A 14,353-nucleotide genomic window follows, 5' to 3' on the forward strand; every position below is an offset into this window, starting at 1 on the left:
ATCGTCGAGGCCGCACATCGCCGTCATTTTGCATCAATTTCTAGAACTTGTTCAAGTTTTAACCGATGGAAATGACGGTATTGATACGACATGCTGCTCAAAAACGCGCAAGGCGGGAACTGAAGTGTTGGATTTGCCGACGAAAAAACCTGCCTGTCCAAACTCCGCCGCCCTGCACCACGCCGGACTCAGTGCGCCGGCAGGACGAGCAGCTGCAGGCCCGACGGCGTCTGCGCCGCGTGGTAGACGCGCTGCGTGGCCGCCTTGAAGTCTTCCGGCTTCGCCTTCGGGATCGTGACGAACGTCTGCGGGTTCAGGTCGACGAGCGGGAACCAGGAACTCTGCACCTGCACCATGATCCGGTGGCCGCGGCGGAAGGTGTGGTTGACGTCGCCCAGGTGGTAGCTGATCGCCTCGACCTTGCCGGGCACGAAGGGTTCCGGGTGCTCGAAGCCGTTGCGGAACTTGCCGCGCAGCGGATTCGCGCGCACGAGCTGCTGGTAACCCGCCATCGTGCCGCGCGGCGGCGCCACGTCGTTGCCGGTCCCACGAGGCGGCTGCTCGCCAGCCGGATACTCGGCCGGGTACACGTCGATGAGCTTCACGACCCAGTCCGAGTCCGTGCCGGTGGTCGACACGAACAGCTTCGGCGTGACGGGTCCCGCGACCGTGACGTCCTCGTCTAGCACCTCGCTCCGGTACACGAGGACGTCCGGGCGCGTGGCGGCGAAGCGCTGGTCCGACACCATGTATTCCTGCGGCACCGACGTGGCCGGGTAGCCGATGTACGGCACGGGCTTGTTCGGGTCGGACACGTATTCGTCGAAGCCGGCGCCGGCGGAGGGCTGCTGCCACGTCAGCGTGCCGTTCGGACCGAGGTACAGGGTGCGCGCCTTCGCCTGCACGGGCGGCCAGGCGGTGTAGCGGCGCCACACGTTGGAGCCGGTCTCGAACGCCGTCACTTCGGCGATGGGCTGCGCCGGCTTGACGCCCTTGAGCTGCTGTTCGAAGAACGGGAACTGGATGTGCTGGCGGAAGTATTCGCCCGTCTTGCTGTCGAACGATACGCGGCCCAGCTGCTTGCCGTCGTAGCGCGCCCACCCGCCGTGCACCCACGGGCCCATCACGAGGCCGTTGAAGATGGCCGGGTTGTTGTTCCTGATGGCGTGGTAGGTCGTGAACGGGCCTTGCGGATCCTCGGCGTCGAACCAGCCGCCCACCGTCAGCACGGCCGCCTTCACGTTTTTCAGATGCGGGGCGATGGCGCGCGTCTGCCAGAAGCTGTCGTAGGTGTCGTGCTCGATCGTCGGCGCGAGCAGCGCGCGCTGCTTGTCCGTCAACGTGCCGAGGATGTTCGTCAAGGTGCGGTGCTTGAGGAAGAAGTCGTACGAATCGGCCGCGCCGTAGTCGAAGTCGGCCCACGTCTTCGGCAGGGGCGTCGGGTTCTGCTGCTCGGTGAACGACGCGTAGAAGCCGAAGTTCGCGGCCAGCATGAAGGCGCCGCCGTGGTAGGAGTCGTCGCCCATGTACAGGTCCGTCACGGGCGCCTGCGGGGACGCGGCCTTGATCGCGGGGTGCGAATCGATGATGCTCGCGGACGTGTAGAAGCCCGGATAGCTGATGCCGTAGATGCCGGCCTTGCCGTTGTTGTTCGGGACGTGCTTCAGCAGCCATTCCATCGTGTCGTACATGTCCTGGCTTTCCTGGCCTTCGCCGGCGGCCCGCCGCGGGTTCACGTGCGGCGTCATCTCCTGCCATCTGCCCTCGGACATGTAGCGGCCCCGCACGTCCTGCTTCACGAAGATGTAGCCCGCGTCCTCGAATTCCTTCGACGGTCCGATCTGCTTCGGGAACCAGTCCTCGCCGTAGTGCAGCTCGCCCTCGGCCTGCACGCCCGCGCTGTACGGCGTGCGGTTGACGAGGAACGGGTATGTCTTCGACGCATCCTTCGGCACGTAGACCACGGTGAACAGCTTCGTCCCGTCCCGCATCGGGATGCGGTATTCGTACTTGGTGTACGTCTCGCGCAGGTCGCGCGGGGCGGGCTTCGCGTCGTCGGCCGCATGGACGGCGGCCGGGGGCAGGGCGGAACACGCGAGGGCCACCAGCAGGGTAAGCAGGGGCAGGCGTGCGGGCAGGGAGCGACGGGTCATGACTTCCTTGGCAGGTCGATAAAACCGCCAGTATAGATTGCGCCCCGGCCGGCCGTCACTGCCTGGCGCCGCGGCTGCAGGAGCATCAGCGACAGCAGCGCCGGCACGCCGAGCAGCAGGCACGCCACGCACCACGCGATGCGGGCCGCGCGGCCGAGGCCCGCGCGCCGGGTCCACCACGCCGCACCCGCGCCGGCGAGGAGCGCGGCGACGAGCGCGGCGGCCCACACGATGGCCGGACGCGGCTGCAGCAGGGGCGCGAACCGGCCCACGCCGTAGTCCGGGACGGTGCCGTTGTCGATCAGCAGGTCGGGCAGCGTCACGAGCGCGTGCAGCGCGGGCGACACCCACCATCCGCGGTGCTCGAACAGCGGCGGGAGGTCGTGCGCCAGCGTGCGCCGGCTCACTTCCAGCACGCGGCCCGTATTGTCGACGAGGTAGGTCACCTGGTCCGACGCGGGCGAACCGTCGAACTGGCGCCGGCCGTACACGAAGCTCACGAGCATGCCGTCGGGGACCTGCGCGGCCTCCGCGAGCGCGAGGTCGCCATACGGGAGCGGCAGGCGCACGTCGGTCGCGGAGACGGGGGCCGCGGTCGCCGGGGCGAGGATCGCGACGCGGCGGTTGGTGAGGACGAGCATGCGCTGCCCGAGCACGGCGACGCCGCCCACCTGCTCCTGACCACCAACGCGCAGGACGTGGCGCAGGCGCATGCCCGGTTGCTCGACCCGGTACAGGTTGTGGGCGTCGTACATCCACAGGAGACCCTGGCGGTCGCCGAGGGCGTCCGGCACCGTGTCGAAGCGTTCGGGCGTGCCCGGGCCGCCCGCGCCAAAGGTGCCCTGGTCCGTGCGGTCGCGGGGATCGACGCCGCGGTACTGCATGCGGTCGTGGCTGAACGTCCACAGGGTTTCGCCCTTGACGAACCGTACCTGGCCCTGTGTCGTCAGGATGCCGCGCACGCCGTACTGGTGGATGGCGTTCGGGACGCGCACCATCGTGCCCGCGTCCAGCGCGGCCCGCCACCCGGCGGCGCGCGGATCCGCGCTGCCCGCCAGCGCGGCCCTCATCCGCAGCACCGGGTCCGAGCGGTACGCAGCCGTCGGGCCGCCGGCGGGCGTCGGCGTCATGACCTGCGGATGCGTGCCGGTGGCCACCAGGCCCGCCTGGTACAGCATCGATCCCGCCCACAACAGGGCGACGTACAGACACGCCTGCAGCGGCAGGGCGGAGGCGGCGGTGGCGACGGTGTCGTCCGCCGCGCTGCGGCCCGGGCGGAAGACCGTGTAGAGGAGTCCGAGCAGGACGACGGCGCTGGCCGCCGTCAGCCCCAGCACCGTCGAGGCGGTGGCCAGGCGGACCGTCAGCACGGCGGGCAGCACGAAGACCACGAATGCCCAGCGGCTGCGGTGCAGCGTGATGTAGCCGCCGGCCAGCCACGCGATCAATGCGGACAGCGCGAGGTATGCCGCGCCCGCGTAGTGGCGCGTGTCGACGACGCCGTGGGTGTAATGCGCCTGGATGCGCAGCGCCGCGCACAGGGGCAGCGCCACGGCCACGGCGCTCAGCACGGCCGCGGCCAGCACGAGGGCCGCGAGGATGCGGGCGCGGTGGACGGGCCTGTGCTGCAACCAGATCCAGCGGCTCGGCTGGCGATAGCTGCCGAACTGGTAGACCGCGAGGGCGAGGCCGGACAGCACGTAGAAGCCCAGCATGATGATGTGCAGGCCGACCGGCCCGTTGGGGACGTCCAGCATCTGCTGCAATACGGACAGGACGACGACATTCGCGAGCGCGTAGGCGGCGGCACCGTTCCGGAAACGGCGCAGTTCGGCGAGAAAGAATTCGAGCACGGGATCTCCTTACGCGGCAAGCAGGTTGGCCACGGGACGGGCGTGACCGTGGGCGAGGAAGGCGTTCACGGCGCGGTCCAGGCCCAGCGGCATCGCCTGGACCGAGTGCGCGCCCAGCAGCTTGAGGCGTGCGCCGAAGCTGTCGTCCTGGTCGAACACGACGACGTGGGTCAGGTCGTCGATGACCTGCACCTGCAGCACGCCGGGCAATTCGCGGACTTCGGATACCTTGGCGGGAAACGCCGCGACCCACAGGCGGATGCGGTCGCAGAAGTCGTCCGGGCCGCTCATGTAGCGCATGCGCCCGCGCTCGAGGATCACGAGGTTGTCGGCGACGCGCTCGATCTCGTCCATCTGGTGCGAGCAGTAGACGACGGTCGCGCCGGCGTCGTCCAGGGTACCCTGCAGCATGGCGTCGAGGAAGGCGCGCTTGGCGACCACGTCGAGGCCCAGCGTGGGTTCGTCGAGGATCAGCAGCTCGGGGCCCTGCGCCAGCGCCATGGCCAGGTTCAGCCCCGCGCGTTCGCCGCGCGACAGCTCGCCGATGCGCTGGCCGGGTTCGACGTTGAAATGGCCCAGCACGTCGTCGTGGCGCGCGTCGTTCCAGCGCGGGTACTGGCGGCGCTGCATGTGCGTCAGGTCGCGCACGCGCATCCACGCCGGCAGCGTGTGCTCTTCGTTGACGAAGCCGATGCGTTCGCGCAGGGCGGGCGTCAGGCGGCGGCAGTCGTGGCCGAGGATGCGCGCGCTGCCGCTGGCGGCGGGCTCGAAGCCGAGCAGCACGCGGAACAGCGACGATTTGCCGGCGCCGTTGGCGCCCACGAAGGCGTGGATGCCGCCGCGCGGCAGGCGCAAGGTCAGGTGGTCGAGGGCGGGCTTGCGCTTGTAGACGAGGCACAGGTCCTCGGTATCGATGGCGTAATCGCTCATGCGGTTTTTTTCGTCTCGTAGTTGGAAAGGTCGGCCGCCACGCGGTCGAGGATGGTCTGCTGCGGATAATCGAGGCCGATCACGTCGCTGACGAAGCGGCCGACCGCCTCGGCCAGGCGGCGTTCGCGTTCCTCGTCCGACAGGCGCTGGCGCTGCTCGGCCACGAACAATCCGAGCCCGGTGCGGGACAACAGCCAGCCTTCCGCCGCCAGTTCGGCATAGGCCTTGGCCACCGTGTTCGGATTGATCGACAGCTGCTGCGCCAGGCCGCGCACGCTGGGCAGCGCGTCGCCCGGTATCAGGTCGCCGCCTGCGATCTGGCGCTTGATACCGTCGGTGATCTGGCGGGTGATGGGGCGCGGATCGCCGGTCACGATCTGCAGCATCAAAAGGGCACGTCGGGTCATGGTGAATTCACTGTACTAGTACGGGTAGTACAGTAGCATCGGTGTTGCGCCGTCGTCAAGCGTTGTCGACGGGGCGTCAGCGCCTGGCGGGCAGCCACGCCGCGCGGCGCCGCACCAGCGGGCCCGCCGCCACCGCCACGGACAGCGTGGCGGCCAGCAGGGCCGCCTGCGCGAGCGCGCACCCGGCGGCGAACGCGGGGATGGCGGCTGCCAGCTGCCAGCCGTCGAGGTTCAGCGCGCCGACGGTGCCGGCGGCGGCCAGGCCGTACAGCAGGCCGGAGCCGGTGGCGTACCACGTCTCGCCGCCCGCGAACAGGGGACGCACGGCGTGCACGGCCGCCAGCGCGAGGGCGCCCGCGGCCAGCGCGTCGAGGATGTCGGCGGGCACCCGGAACCAGCCGGGCGCGCCCGCCAGCAGCGCGAGCGTCTGTCCCAGTGCGAACGCGGCGCCGATGCGCGCCAGCAGGGCCGGCGAGCGCACGGCCGCGGGCGCGGCCAGCACGAGCAGGAGCAGCAGGTAGCGTCCGGCGTCCGCCGCGTGGCGCACGCCCAGCCTGCAGGCGGCCAGCCAGCCGCGCCAGGCGTCGTCGGGGCCCCGGTCGACGGCGACCCGGCCGCGCGGCGCATCCAGCAGCGCGATCGTGGCCGGGTGGCTGGCGAGCACGCCGCCGTGCCAGTCGTTGCGGATGGCCAGGCGGATCGGGTGGCCGGGCAGTTCGCGCGCGATGGCGTCGTAGCCGAGCACGAAGCTGCGCGGGCTGGCGCCGGCGGGCGGCACGAGGGCCGCGTGGGCGACGAGGACCCGCGGATCGGCATCGACGGCAACGCGCATGTCCGCGAATTCCACCCACCAGTGGCGGCCGTCGGCGGTGACGGGGTCGATGTGCGCGCCGAGGTAGCGCGCGAGTTCCGCATGCAGGCGGCCCCGCACCGGCAGCGGCGAGGCCGGCAGCGGCCGTCCCAGCGCCAGCGCGAGCTCGTGCAGCGGCAGGCGCAGTTCGGCCAGCACGGCGTCGTCGCGGAATTCGAGCAGCACTTCCGAACCGGATGCCGCGGCGCTGCCGGACCATGCCAGCGCGAGCCAGGCGAGGACGAGGCGAAGGAGGAGGCTCATCGCGCATGCGCGGCGCTGGGCGCCGGCGGGTGGAGCGCGGGCGCGGTGGCGACGCGCACGAGCGGCGCCCGCACCGGGACGACGTCGCCGCCGGCGCGTGCGGCGAGCAGCATGGGGACCGCCAGCGCGAGGCTGGCGGCGAGCTGTTTGTAGGGCAGGGCGGGCAGGTGCATGGTCTCGTGTCGTTTCCTGCGCCGGAGTATGGACGCGCGGGCCGTCAAGATGCTGACGGTTTGTGTAAATCCTTGCAAAGATGCGCCGGTCCGCGCCATCCCCGCTCCTGGGTCGAACGAGGCAAGGATAGCAGCCGGAATGTGTCGCAAAATTCAAGGATTGTCACATCGGCGATTTATTCGACGACGAGCACGCGTGCTTGCGGATCGCGTCCCCGCACGAAATTCAGGACGGCGTTCGTCGTCACGGTGTCGATTTGCCCGGCCATGCGCCGGTCGAACGGATGGTCGTCGAACGTCACGTTGGCGCGGAACATGCGGGCGCCCAGGCGCGTCACGGCCGGGATGTCGACCGTCGGCACGCGGTAGCCCTGGGCCTTCAGCCACGCTTGCGCCTCGGCACGCGTCTCGACGGCGCCCGCCGGCGCGCTGGCGGCGGCCAGCGTCTCCAGCACCCACTGGTTCGAATTCTGGTAGCGGGTCGAGTACACGTAGGACAGCATGTTGTAGTGCGGTTCGTGCAGGCGCCGCGCCGTGCGCCCGGCGGCGAGGGCCGCCACGCGCGCCTGCAGGTCCGGACCGGGAATCACGACCTGGGCCCGGTAGCGGTACAGGTCCGTCAGGAAGAAGTTGCCGACGCCTTCCACGAACAGGTCCGAGTCCGCCGTCCCGCACGCATTCAGTTCGTGCACGACGGTCCAGCGGCCCGCCGCATGGTCGCGCACGACGATGCCCATGTGCGAGTATTCCAGCCCGTATTGACTCAGGTCCTGGCCCGCGCGGGCGATGATCGCGACGCTGGCGCCGCTCGCGTCGAGGGCGGCGAACGTGCGCTGGGCAAGGTCCAACGAGCGGCGCACTTCGTCCACGCCCAGGGGCTCGTCGCGGCAGGCCTGGCCTGCATGCGCGGGCAGCGCTGCCGCGAGGACCAGGGCGCAGGCCAGCCGCGCGAGGCGGTCACGAAGCGCGCGCATGGTGCAGCAACGCCTGGCCGACTTCGTTCGGGATGAACGCGATCACCTTGCCCGACAGGACCAGCGCATGGCCGGCCGACATCGCGACCACCTGCAGCACGGTCCCGGCGCCGATCGACAGGCCGCGCGCCGCCGCGCCGGACAGCCGGACGGTGGCGCGGCTGGCCTGGCCCGCGCCCTCCAGCACGACTTCGATGCCGTCGCCCACCGTTTCGACGCTCGCCACGACGGCGCTGCCGGTGACGCCCACGACGGCGATCGAGCCGAGTGCGACGCTGCCAACGAGCTCGCTGGCGGCACGCGACGGGGCCGACGCCTCGGCCGCATGGGCACTCGCACAGGCCAGGCCAAACAGGGTTGCAAGCAACACGCGCTTCATGGTTCCTCCTTGTTTTTGAACGTGGCGCCATCTTGCACGTCGCACCGGGCCGGGCCAAGGCCGCGCCGCGCCGGGTGCGCGGTGTGCGCCTGGCGGTATCGGAATGTGCTACCGGCCGGCGGCGACCCGGTTGAAAATGCCGAATTTACGCATGGGCGCGCGTATCGTGCACGGGTACTCGGCCGATCGGATTTAATATGCGCAATCTGACGACGATGCCGTACACAGGAGGGAGCGTACCCATGATCGACTCGAGCGACATCAACCAGACGAGGCGCGACCTGCTGATCGGCGGCGCGCTGTCCGCCACGGCCGCGGCATTGCCGCCCATGGCGTCCGCCCAGGGGCCGGAAACGGGCCAGGCGCCCGCCGCCGCGACGCCGGCGCCGGTCACGGCCAGGGTGGCGCTGCGCGTGAACGGCCAGCGCTACGAGCTGGACCTCGACACGCGCACCACCTTGCTCGACATGCTGCGCGAGCACCTGCGCCTGACGGGCACCAAGAAGGGCTGCGACCAGGGCCAGTGCGGCGCCTGCACGGTCATCGTGGACGGCCGCCGCATCAATTCCTGCCTCAGCCTCGCCGTGATGCACGAAGGCGCGGACGTAACGACCATCGAAGGCCTCGGCACGCCGGACAAGCTGCATCCGCTGCAGGCCGCGTTCGTGAAGCACGACGGCTACCAGTGCGGCTACTGCACGCCGGGCCAGATCTGCTCGGCGGTCGCGGCGCTGGACGAGATCCGGCGCGGCATCCCGAGCCACGTCAGCGCGGACCTGGACGCGCAGCCGCTGCTGTCGCCGGCCGAGCTGCGCGAGCGCATGAGCGGCAATATCTGCCGCTGCGGCGCGTACTCGAACATCATCGATGCGATCACGGAGTATGCGGGGAGGCCGGCATGAAGGCATTCACGTACCAGCGCGCCCGCACCCCGGCGGAGGCGGCCGCCGCCGCCGCGCAGCATCCCGGCGCGCGCTTCATCGCGGGCGGGACCAACCTGCTGGACCTGATGAAACTGGAGATCGAGACGCCGCCGCACCTCGTCGACGTCAACGGCCTGGGCCTCGACAGGATAGCGCCGACGCCGGACGGCGGCCTGCGCGTGGGTGCGCTCGTGCGCAACACGGACCTCGCGGCCGATGCGCGCGTGCGACGCGACTACGCCGTGCTGTCGCGCGCGCTGCTCGCGGGCGCGTCGGCGCAGCTGCGCAACAAGGCGACGACGGCGGGCAACCTGCTGCAGCGCACCCGCTGCCCGTACTTCTACGACACGAACATGGCGTGCAACAAGCGCAGGCCGGGCAGCGGCTGCTCCGCCATCGGCGGCTTTACGCGCCAGCTCGCGATCGTCGGGCACAGCGAGGCGTGCATCGCCACGCACCCGAGCGACATGGCCGTTGCGATGCAGCTGCTGGACGTGGGCGTGGAAACGGTGCGTCCGGATGGCTCGGCGCGCACGATCCCCATCGCCGACTTTTATCGCCTGCCGGGCGGCACGCCGCACATCGAGAACACGCTCGCGCCGGGCGAGTTGATCACGGCGGTGACCTTGCCGAAGCCGCTGGGCGGCAAACACTACTACCACAAGGTGCGCGACCGCTCGTCGTATGCGTTCGCGCTCGTCGCCGTCGCCGCGGTCGTGCAGCCGGATGGCAGCGGGCGCGTGGCGCTGGGCGGCGTCGCGCACCGGCCGTGGCGCGTGCCGGCAGCGGAATCCGCCATGCCGCGCGGCGCGCAGGCCGTGACCGACCAGTTGCTGGCCGCCGTGCGCGTCACGAACGACAACGCGTTCAAGGTCCCGCTGGTCCAGCGCACGCTGGCGTCCGTGCTGGCGGATGCACGCAAGGCATGAGGAGGCAGCCATGAAATTCACGACTCCCGCCACCACGAATCCCATCGACCGCCTGCAGGTCGTCGGCAAGCCGACCGACCGCATCGACGGCCCGTTCAAGACGACGGGCACGGCGCCGTACGCGTACGAACAGCACAAGGTGGCGCCGAATGCCGCGTACGGCTGGGTCGTCGGCGCGGCCATCGCCAAGGGCACCATCAGGCGCATCGACACGCGTGCCGCGCGGGCCGCGCCCGGCGTGCTCGCGGTGGTCACGCACGAAAACGCGGGCAAGCTCGCCAAGGGCAAGTACAACACGGCGCACCTGCTGGGCGGGCCGGAGATCCAGCACTACCACCAGGCCGTGGCGCTGATCGTCGCGGAGACGTTCGAACAGGCGCGCGCCGCCGCGGCGCTGCTGCACGTGGAGTATGCGCCGGTCACCGGCGTCTACGACCTCGAAGCGGCGATGAACGCGGCCGGCCCGGCCAGCAAGGACAAGGCGAAATCGACGACGAAGGTCGGCAACTTCGAGGCCGCCTTCGCGTCCGCGCCGGTGAAACTGGACGCGACCTATACAACGCCGGACCAGACGCACGCGATGATGGAACCGCACGCGTCGACGGCCGTGTGGCAGGGCGACACGCTGACCCTGTACACCGCCAACCAGATGATCAACTGGGGCAAGAAGGACATGGCGCGGACGCTCGGCATCCCCGAGGAAAACGTGCGCCTCGTGTCGCCCTACATCGGCGGGGGCTTCGGCGGCAAGCTGTTCCTCCGGTCGGAAGCGCTGCTGGCCGCGCTGGGCGCCAGGGCCGCCGGCCGGCCCGTGAAGGTCGCGTTGCAGCGCGCGCTCATGATGAACAACACGACGCACCGGCCGGCGACGATCCAGCACGTCCGCATCGGCGCCACGCGCGAAGGCCGCATCACGGCGATCGCGCACGAGAGCTGGTCGGGCGACCTGCCGGACGGCGGGCCGGAGACCGCGGTGAACCAGACCCGTTTGCTGTACGCGGGCCCGAACCGCTTCACGCAGATGCGGCTCGCCGTGCTCGACCTCGCGGAAGGCAATGCGATGCGCGCGCCGGGCGAGGCGCCGGGCATGATGGCGCTGGAGATCGCGATGGACGAGCTGGCGGAAAAACTGCAGATGGATCCCGTCACGCTGCGCATCGTGAACGACACGACCGTCGATCCGGAACAGCCGGGCCGCAAGTTCTCGCAGCGGCGTTTCGTCGACACGCTGCGCATCGGCGCGGAGCGCTTCGGCTGGAGCAGGCGCAATCCCAAGCCGGGGCAGGTGCGCGACGGCCGCTGGCTCGTGGGCTACGGCATGGCCTCCGCATTCCGCAACAACCTCGTGATGAAGTCCGCGGCACGCGTGCGCCTGGAGCGCGACGGCACCGTCACCGTCGAAACGGACATGACGGACATCGGCACCGGCACCTATACCATCATCGGCCAGGCGGCGGCCGAGATGCTGGGCGTGCCGCTGGCGCGCGTGACGGTGCGGCTGGGCGATTCCGCATATCCCGTGTCGGCCGGCTCCGGCGGCCAGTGGGGCGGCAACAGTTCGACGGCCGGCGTGTACGCCGCGTGCGTGAAGCTGCGCGAGAACGTGGCGAAGAAGCTGGGCCTCGACCCGGCACAGGCCGATTTCAGCGGCGGCATGGTGCGCGCCGGCGGCAAGGCGCTGCCGCTGGAGCATGCGGCGCGCGACGCCGACGTGATCGGCGAAGATACGATGGAATACGGTGACCTCGACAAGAAGTACCAGCAGTCGACGTTCGGCGCCCACTTCGTCGAAGTGGCCGTCGATGCGGCGACGGCGGAAGTGCGCGTGCGGCGCATGCTGGCCGTGTGTGCGGCCGGGCGCATCCTGAATCCGAAGTCCGCGCGCAGCCAGGTGATCGGCGCGATGACGATGGGCGTCGGTGCCGCGCTGATGGAAGACCTCGTCGTCGACAAGCGCGTCGGTTTCTTCGTCAACCACGACCTGGCCGGCTACGAAGTGCCGGTGCACGCCGACATCCCGCACCAGGAGGTCGTCTTCCTCGACGAGACGGATCCGGTCTCGTCGCCGATGAAGGCGAAGGGCGTGGGCGAGCTGGGGATCTGCGGCGTGGCGGCGGCGGTGGCGAACGCCATCTACAACGCGACCGGCGTGCGGGTGCGCGACTATCCGGTCACGCTCGACAAGCTGCTGCCCGGGATGCCCCGATATGCGTGACCCCGGCAGGACGGAACCTTTGGCGACGACACCATGAACGATTCCGCCGGCGGCTTGTCCGCATCGGGCGGCGAGCGTATCCTGCGCGCGCGGGACTGGACGGCATCTCCCCTGGGGGCGCCGGCGACGTGGCCGCCCGCGCTCGTGAAGAGCCTCGTGGAGCTGCACGACGGGACCGTGTCCGCGCGCAGCGACGGGCCGGGCCGGGGCAGCCGCTTCACCGTCGTGCTGGCACGCCGCCTGCGCGCGCTGCCCGGCATGGCGGACGTGCCGCTGGTCGCCGTCAGCGGCTACGGCCAGGCGCGAGCAGCTACGCGACGTCGTTCCCGCGCAGGCGGGAACCCATGCTGAAGTGCCGAAGCCGCTCCGTTGAATGGCCACTGATTTTTCGATGTGCGGAATTCGGTAAGTCCGTATGGTTTCCCGCTTTCGCGGGAATGACGAGTTTCCTCTACTTGGCGGCCGGTCGCGCGAAAAAGGCGTCGATCTCCTCCAGCGTCTTGCCGCGCGTCTCGGGCAGCAGGAACGCGGACGCGAGGAAGTACACGACCGTGCACGCGGCGCCGAAGAAGAAGATCGTGGAATAGCCGTGGCGGCCGACGGTCGGCAGGAACACGGCCGCGATCGACGTCGACACGAACTGGTTGATCAAGAGCGCGATGCTCATGCCGTTCGAGCGGATCCGCGTCGGCATCAGCTCGGACAGCGCGAGCCACACGCACACGCCCGGCCCGATGGCGAAGCTGGCGACGAACAGGCAGATCGCCGCCGCAACGAACCACCCGTGGCCCGTCGTGGGCAGTGGACCGAGGCGCGCCGTCTCGATGGCGAGCGGCGCGGTGGCCGCCGCGGCCGGGTCCGGGAATGGGTTCAGGTGCAGGCGGCGGAATGCGGCGCCGATTACGCTGTCCGGCTGCACGGTGTCGGCGCGGCGCGCGTCCAGGCGTGGCAGCGCCGGATCGTCGCTGCGGATGCTGGCCACGTTCGTGAACGGGCCGTAGGCATAGGCGACCGTCAGCACCTGCGGCGGGCCGGCCGGATCGGCGCCCAGCGCGCGCAGGGTCGGTGCGTCGAGGCGCAGCGACAGGCCGTCGTCGCGCACCTGCGTTGTTACCTGCGCGAGGACGTCGCGCTGCTGGATTTCGTTCGCGCGGAACAGCAGGCCGACCGCCAACAGCGCGACGACGATGCCCGCCGTGCCCACCATCAGCAGGAAGCGGCGGCCCTTGCGGTCCACGAGCAGCACCGCGACGATGGTCATCAGGGCGTTCAGCACTTTCAGCAGCACGTCCGCGAGGTTGGCGCTGGAGCCGGACAGGCCCGCGCGGTTGAGGATGTTGACGACGTACGCCAGCACGGAATTGATGCCGGTCGCCTGGTTGCAGGCGAGGATCAGGCAGGCCAGCAGGAACGGCAGCACGTAGCGGCGCGACAGCAGCGGGTCCGTCACACCGGTTGCATTCGTGTGCCTGCGCGTGGGCGCGGCTGCGCGCGCGCCGCGCTGCGCGAGCCAGCGCGGCGACTCCGCCAGCAGCAGGCAGCCCAGGGTGAATACGATGCCGGGCGTGAGGCACATCCAGAAGATGCCGCGCCACGCGTGGTCCTTGGCGGCCAGCACGGCGGCGGCGCGGGCCGCTTCCGGGAGCGCAGCCGCCCCCTCCGTCGCGACCTGCACGCTGCGCGCCTGCACGAGCCCGATCACGGCGGCAGCCACGAGGCCCACCGTGAGCAGCAGCTGGAACAGCGCGGCGCCGCGGCCGCGCCGGTCCGCCGGCAGGCATTCGGCGAGATACAGCGGCACGATCACGCCGACGAGGCCCCCGCTCACGCCCTGCAGCAGGCGGCCGCATAACAGCGCGGCATAGCCGTCCGCGAGCGCGATCAGCGGGATGCTGGCGACGAACAGCGCGCCCGAGACGACCATCGCGTGGCGGCGCCCGATGATGTCGGCGAGCAGGCCGGCGAACAGCGACGACAGCACGGACCCGAGCAGCACGGCCGCCACGACGAAGGAGAGCTGCTGGGCATTGAGCTTCCACGCCAGCGCGGCCGTCGATTCCAGGTAAGGCAGTGCGCCCGCGATGATGCCGACGTCGATGCCGTACAACAGGCCGCCCATGCCGGCGATGAACAGCAGGTAGCGGGCGGACCAGGCGGGGGATCTCGGGAGGGCTGCCGTCATGTCGTCTCCAGTCGGTTCTTTCGGGGTCAGTGTAACCTCCGCGCGCCGCCCGGATGTGTCAAATCTTGCGGTGTGGAGATTGGTGAGTTTTCGCGCCGGCGCCGCACGCTAGGATGGCGGT

Annotated in this window: 13 protein-coding genes; 4 read left to right on the forward strand and 9 right to left on the reverse strand. The window is 70.4% G+C overall.

The annotated features are described in order from the left end of the window. Positions 1-188 precede the first annotated feature (188 nt). The 8 genes from ACL58G_RS19400 to ACL58G_RS19435 all read right to left on the reverse strand — a co-directional run bounded on the left by ACL58G_RS19400 (position 189) and on the right by ACL58G_RS19435 (position 7,983). Positions 189-2,153: a CocE/NonD family hydrolase gene (locus ACL58G_RS19400; RefSeq protein ID WP_440962847.1), complete on the reverse strand. Its 1,965-nt coding sequence runs from the start codon at positions 2,151-2,153 to the stop codon at positions 189-191. Beyond that, positions 2,150-4,006 carry a hypothetical protein gene (locus ACL58G_RS19405; protein ID WP_440962848.1) on the reverse strand — a complete coding sequence of 619 codons (1,857 nt, stop codon included), beginning with the start codon at positions 4,004-4,006 and terminating at the stop codon, positions 2,150-2,152. Before ACL58G_RS19405 ends, ACL58G_RS19400 begins: the two co-directional genes overlap by 4 nt. A gap of 9 nt (positions 4,007-4,015) precedes the next feature. Continuing rightward, positions 4,016-4,936 carry an ABC transporter ATP-binding protein gene (locus ACL58G_RS19410; protein ID WP_413388884.1) on the reverse strand — a complete coding sequence of 307 codons (921 nt, stop codon included), beginning with the start codon at positions 4,934-4,936 and terminating at the stop codon, positions 4,016-4,018. Beyond that, entirely contained in the window at positions 4,933-5,343 is a 411-nt protein-coding gene (locus tag ACL58G_RS19415; RefSeq protein WP_440962849.1) for a GntR family transcriptional regulator, read from the reverse strand. The genes ACL58G_RS19410 and ACL58G_RS19415 overlap by 4 nt, the downstream gene beginning before the upstream one ends. Before the next feature lie 76 nt (positions 5,344-5,419). Further along, positions 5,420-6,457 carry a HupE/UreJ family protein gene (locus ACL58G_RS19420; protein WP_440962850.1) on the reverse strand — a complete coding sequence of 346 codons (1,038 nt, stop codon included), beginning with the start codon at positions 6,455-6,457 and terminating at the stop codon, positions 5,420-5,422. Next, complete coding sequence (locus ACL58G_RS19425; protein ID WP_440962851.1) at positions 6,454-6,708, reverse strand: hypothetical protein; 255 nt, start codon at positions 6,706-6,708, stop codon at positions 6,454-6,456. Before ACL58G_RS19425 ends, ACL58G_RS19420 begins: the two co-directional genes overlap by 4 nt. Positions 6,709-6,806: 98 nt before the next feature. Further along, the gene (locus ACL58G_RS19430) at positions 6,807-7,604 is read right to left on the reverse strand and encodes a DUF2145 domain-containing protein (RefSeq protein WP_440962852.1); all 798 of its coding nucleotides are present in this window, start codon (positions 7,602-7,604) and stop codon (positions 6,807-6,809) included. Further along, complete coding sequence (locus tag ACL58G_RS19435; RefSeq protein WP_440962853.1) at positions 7,588-7,983, reverse strand: hypothetical protein; 396 nt, start codon at positions 7,981-7,983, stop codon at positions 7,588-7,590. The genes ACL58G_RS19430 and ACL58G_RS19435 overlap by 17 nt, the downstream gene beginning before the upstream one ends. 242 nt (positions 7,984-8,225) lie before the next feature. Here ACL58G_RS19435 and paoA point away from each other — a divergent pair, with 242 nt between their 5' ends. The 4 genes from paoA to ACL58G_RS19455 are packed head-to-tail and all read left to right on the forward strand — an operon-like array spanning position 8,226 to position 12,401. After that, positions 8,226-8,885, forward strand: a complete 660-nt coding sequence (gene paoA, locus ACL58G_RS19440; RefSeq protein ID WP_440962854.1) for an aldehyde dehydrogenase iron-sulfur subunit PaoA — start codon at positions 8,226-8,228, stop codon at positions 8,883-8,885. Next, positions 8,882-9,835 (forward strand): FAD binding domain-containing protein, encoded by a 954-nt coding sequence (locus ACL58G_RS19445; protein WP_440962855.1) that lies wholly within the window; start codon positions 8,882-8,884, stop codon positions 9,833-9,835. Before paoA ends, ACL58G_RS19445 begins: the two co-directional genes overlap by 4 nt. Before the next feature lie 10 nt (positions 9,836-9,845). Further along, entirely contained in the window at positions 9,846-12,050 is a 2,205-nt protein-coding gene (paoC, locus tag ACL58G_RS19450) for an aldehyde oxidoreductase molybdenum-binding subunit PaoC (protein WP_440962856.1), read from the forward strand. A gap of 33 nt (positions 12,051-12,083) precedes the next feature. Beyond that, positions 12,084-12,401, forward strand: a complete 318-nt coding sequence (locus tag ACL58G_RS19455) for a hypothetical protein (protein WP_440962857.1) — start codon at positions 12,084-12,086, stop codon at positions 12,399-12,401. A gap of 100 nt (positions 12,402-12,501) precedes the next feature. On the opposite strand, the gene ACL58G_RS19460 is transcribed toward ACL58G_RS19455, so the two are convergent. After that, entirely contained in the window at positions 12,502-14,232 is a 1,731-nt protein-coding gene (locus ACL58G_RS19460) for an MFS transporter (RefSeq protein ID WP_440962858.1), read from the reverse strand. Positions 14,233-14,353 lie beyond the last annotated feature (121 nt).

The organism is Massilia sp. GER05 (assembly GCF_052056005.1).
Taxonomy (GTDB): Bacteria; Pseudomonadota; Gammaproteobacteria; order Burkholderiales; family Burkholderiaceae_D; genus Telluria; species Telluria orientalis.

Bases quoted from the DNA above. Each gene is read 5' to 3' on its own strand.
- ACL58G_RS19445 (WP_440962855.1), top strand. From the start codon at position 8,882: ATGAAGGCATTCACGTACCAGCGCGCCCGCACCCCGGCGGAGGCGGCC.
- ACL58G_RS19420 (WP_440962850.1), bottom strand. From the start codon at position 6,457: ATGAGCCTCCTCCTTCGCCTCGTCCTCGCCTGGCTCGCGCTGGCATGG.
- paoC (WP_440962856.1), top strand. From the start codon at position 9,846: ATGAAATTCACGACTCCCGCCACCACGAATCCCATCGACCGCCTGCAG.
- ACL58G_RS19455 (WP_440962857.1), top strand. From the start codon at position 12,084: ATGAACGATTCCGCCGGCGGCTTGTCCGCATCGGGCGGCGAGCGTATC.
- ACL58G_RS19415 (WP_440962849.1), bottom strand. From the start codon at position 5,343: ATGACCCGACGTGCCCTTTTGATGCTGCAGATCGTGACCGGCGATCCG.
- ACL58G_RS19435 (WP_440962853.1), bottom strand. From the start codon at position 7,983: ATGAAGCGCGTGTTGCTTGCAACCCTGTTTGGCCTGGCCTGTGCGAGT.
- ACL58G_RS19460 (WP_440962858.1), bottom strand. From the start codon at position 14,232: ATGACGGCAGCCCTCCCGAGATCCCCCGCCTGGTCCGCCCGCTACCTG.
- ACL58G_RS19400 (WP_440962847.1), bottom strand. From the start codon at position 2,153: ATGACCCGTCGCTCCCTGCCCGCACGCCTGCCCCTGCTTACCCTGCTG.
- ACL58G_RS19430 (WP_440962852.1), bottom strand. From the start codon at position 7,604: ATGCGCGCGCTTCGTGACCGCCTCGCGCGGCTGGCCTGCGCCCTGGTC.
- paoA (WP_440962854.1), top strand. From the start codon at position 8,226: ATGATCGACTCGAGCGACATCAACCAGACGAGGCGCGACCTGCTGATC.
- ACL58G_RS19410 (WP_413388884.1), bottom strand. From the start codon at position 4,936: ATGAGCGATTACGCCATCGATACCGAGGACCTGTGCCTCGTCTACAAG.